The organism is Fictibacillus sp. NRS-1165, from assembly GCF_050468105.1.
Lineage (GTDB): Bacteria > Bacillota > Bacilli > Bacillales > Fictibacillaceae > Fictibacillus_C > Fictibacillus_C terrinigri.
In genome coordinates, this window is sequence record NZ_JBDPNU010000171.1 from 1 (window position 1) to 2,601 (window position 2,601).

At 45.1% G+C, this 2,601-nt stretch carries 2 protein-coding genes; both read left to right on the forward strand.

Annotated elements, in window-relative coordinates; translation table 11 throughout:
• Positions 1-824: 824 nt before the first annotated feature.
• On the forward strand, positions 825-1,820 hold the full coding sequence (locus ABHN01_RS25630) for a thiamine pyrophosphate-dependent dehydrogenase E1 component subunit alpha (protein ID WP_429877888.1): 996 nt from the start codon (positions 825-827) through the stop codon (positions 1,818-1,820).
• Positions 1,821-1,840: 20 nt separating this feature from the next.
• Positions 1,841-2,601, forward strand: a 761-nt coding sequence (locus ABHN01_RS25635) for an alpha-ketoacid dehydrogenase subunit beta (protein ID WP_429877889.1), incomplete at its 3' end; no start/stop codon positions are given.

A 2,601-nucleotide genomic window follows, 5' to 3' on the forward strand; every position in this document is an offset into this window, starting at 1 on the left:
TATTTCGCCCGGGTATTTAAAAAATATGAAGGAATTTCGCCGACACAATTTCAACAGCAATCCCTCCTGTCAAAAAAGAAAAGAATGAACACATTTAGTAATTTTGTCATGTAAAGTCCCAGCAATTCCTCCTAGTGGTTCTTTACACCTTTATTAACTATGAAGGACGTATATCCAGAACTGATATAGACAAATACGTATCATCAGGATTATGTGAGTAGAAAAAAGTTCTTGCTGCCGGCAAGAACTTTTTTGACAGATTGATGGTTAGCTGGTTGTATAATTAAATGGAACTAGGAAGTAAGAACAAAAATTAGTGAAAAGCGATTGAATAAGGGGGATCCGTAGTTCCACATTCATACCGTGACGAACGAGTAAATAGGTTTTTAGATCATTCATTGAAGGAGGTGCAACGGCTACAATGTCTTTTTTTCTACCTTTCTGAGAACATGAATCCGGTTATCCTCAAAAACCAAGTCACGAAGCCTTAAATTTGATAATTCATTTACTCGGATTCCAAACTATGTTCTAGGCTATAAATTGTTTTATGGAGGGTTAGATTCATTATTTACATAGCGTGAGCCTCGCAGTTATAAAAAGATCTGAGATAAGTAAGCTTTTCTTTACTAAAAAAGGGGAAAGTGTATCCTTTTAAAAAGACAGCGGGACAGAACGAGACAAAAAGAGACAACCGTCTCGTTTTGTCTCTTTTTTTTGTTTTTCAAATCCACAAATGCCCTTTTCTCAGGTTTTATAGGTTGGCATGAATCTTGCTACATAATAAAGTGCAGTTTTTAAAACAAGAAAAGACAGGAGGATGACGTATGGAAGCGACGCAAAGTCAAAACAAAGAATCATTGACACGGGACAAAGCGCAGTGGATTTATCAAAAGATGCTGGAGATCCGAAAGTTTGAAGACAGGGTGCATGAATTGTTCTCGCTCGGGAAATTGCCTGGATTCGTTCACCTTTATGCCGGGGAGGAAGCGGTGGCAGTGGGTGTTTGTGCGCACCTGTCAGACCATGACAGCATTACGAGTACACACCGGGGGCACGGCCATTGTATTGCCAAGGAATGCGGATTAAACGGCATGATGGCTGAGATTTTTGGAAAAGTAACTGGGCTCTGCAAAGGAAAGGGCGGATCCATGCATATTGCTGATTTTGATAAGGGCATGCTTGGAGCCAATGGAATTGTTGGCGGTGGCTTTCCATTAGCCTGCGGAGCAGCTCTGACAGCCAAGTACAAAAAGACCAATAATGTAAGCGTTTGCTTTTTCGGTGATGGGGCCAACAACCAGGGAACGTTTCATGAGGGCATTAATTTAGCCGCAGTCTGGAAACTGCCGGTCGTTTTTGTGGCAGAAAACAATGGCTATGGTGAAGCCACACCCTTCTCCTATGCCTCAAGCTGCAAAACCATCGCAGACCGCGCGGCAGGCTACAACATTCCTGGTATTACCGTGGATGGAAAAGATGTTCTGGCTGTATACAAAGCGGCAGAAGAAGCAGTGGAACGGGCGCGACGTGGCGAGGGACCAACATTAATTGAGTGTGTGACCTACCGCAATTATGGCCACTTTGAAGGAGATGCACAAACCTACAAGATCGAGCAGGACAAGAAAGAACACAAAGAAACAAAAGATGCGATTGTCCAATTTAGAAAACATGTGCTGGAAAACGGCTTGTTTGCTGAAAATGAGCTGGCGGAAATGGAGAATGCGGTGGATCTGGCGATTGAAGAAGCGGTAAAATTCAGCGAAGGCAGTGAATACCCGGATGCATCCGATTTATTGAATGATGTATACGTAAGCTATTAAACAAAAAGGAGGCGACGAGAATGGGTAGAACAATCAGTATGTCCGATGCAATTAATGAGGCGATGAAACTCGCGATGAGAAAAGATGAAAATGTACTGCTGCTTGGAGAAGACGTTGCCGGCGGTGCACAAGTAGACCATCTGCAGGATGATGAAGCCTGGGGCGGTGTGCTTGGAGTAACCAAAGGGCTCGTTCAGGAATTTGGAAGAGAGCGGGTGCTGGATACACCGATTACAGAGGCCGGCTATGTCGGTGCAGCGATGGCTGCCGCATCGACTGGCCTTCGTCCGATTGCCGAGCTGATGTTTAACGACTTTATCGGCACATGCCTGGATCAGGTGCTCAATCAGGGGGCGAAGTTCCGCTACATGTTTGGCGGGAAAGCAAAGGTACCGATTACCATACGGACGACACACGGAGCAGGCTTTCGGGCAGCAGCCCAGCATTCCCAAAGCCTGTATGCGTTGTTTACAGCCATTCCCGGTATTAAAGTGGTGGTTCCTTCCACTCCTTATGATGCGAAAGGACTGCTCCTGAAGGCCATTGAAGATGATGATCCGGTCATCTTTTTTGAAGACAAGACGCTTTATAATATGACAGGAGACGTGCCGGAAGATTACTATACCATTCCATTCGGTCAGGCGGATATTAAACGAGAAGGAACCGACCTTACCATTGTGGCGATCGGCAAAATGGTTCAGGTCGCGCTGACAGCAGCTGACCAGCTGGCATCAAAAGGAATACAGGCTGAGGTTGTGGATCCAAGGAGTCTATCGCCTCT

Excerpts from the sequence above, each read along its gene's own strand:
- ABHN01_RS25630 (WP_429877888.1), top strand. The coding sequence starts at position 825 with ATGGAAGCGACGCAAAGTCAAAACAAAGAATCATTGACACGGGACAAA.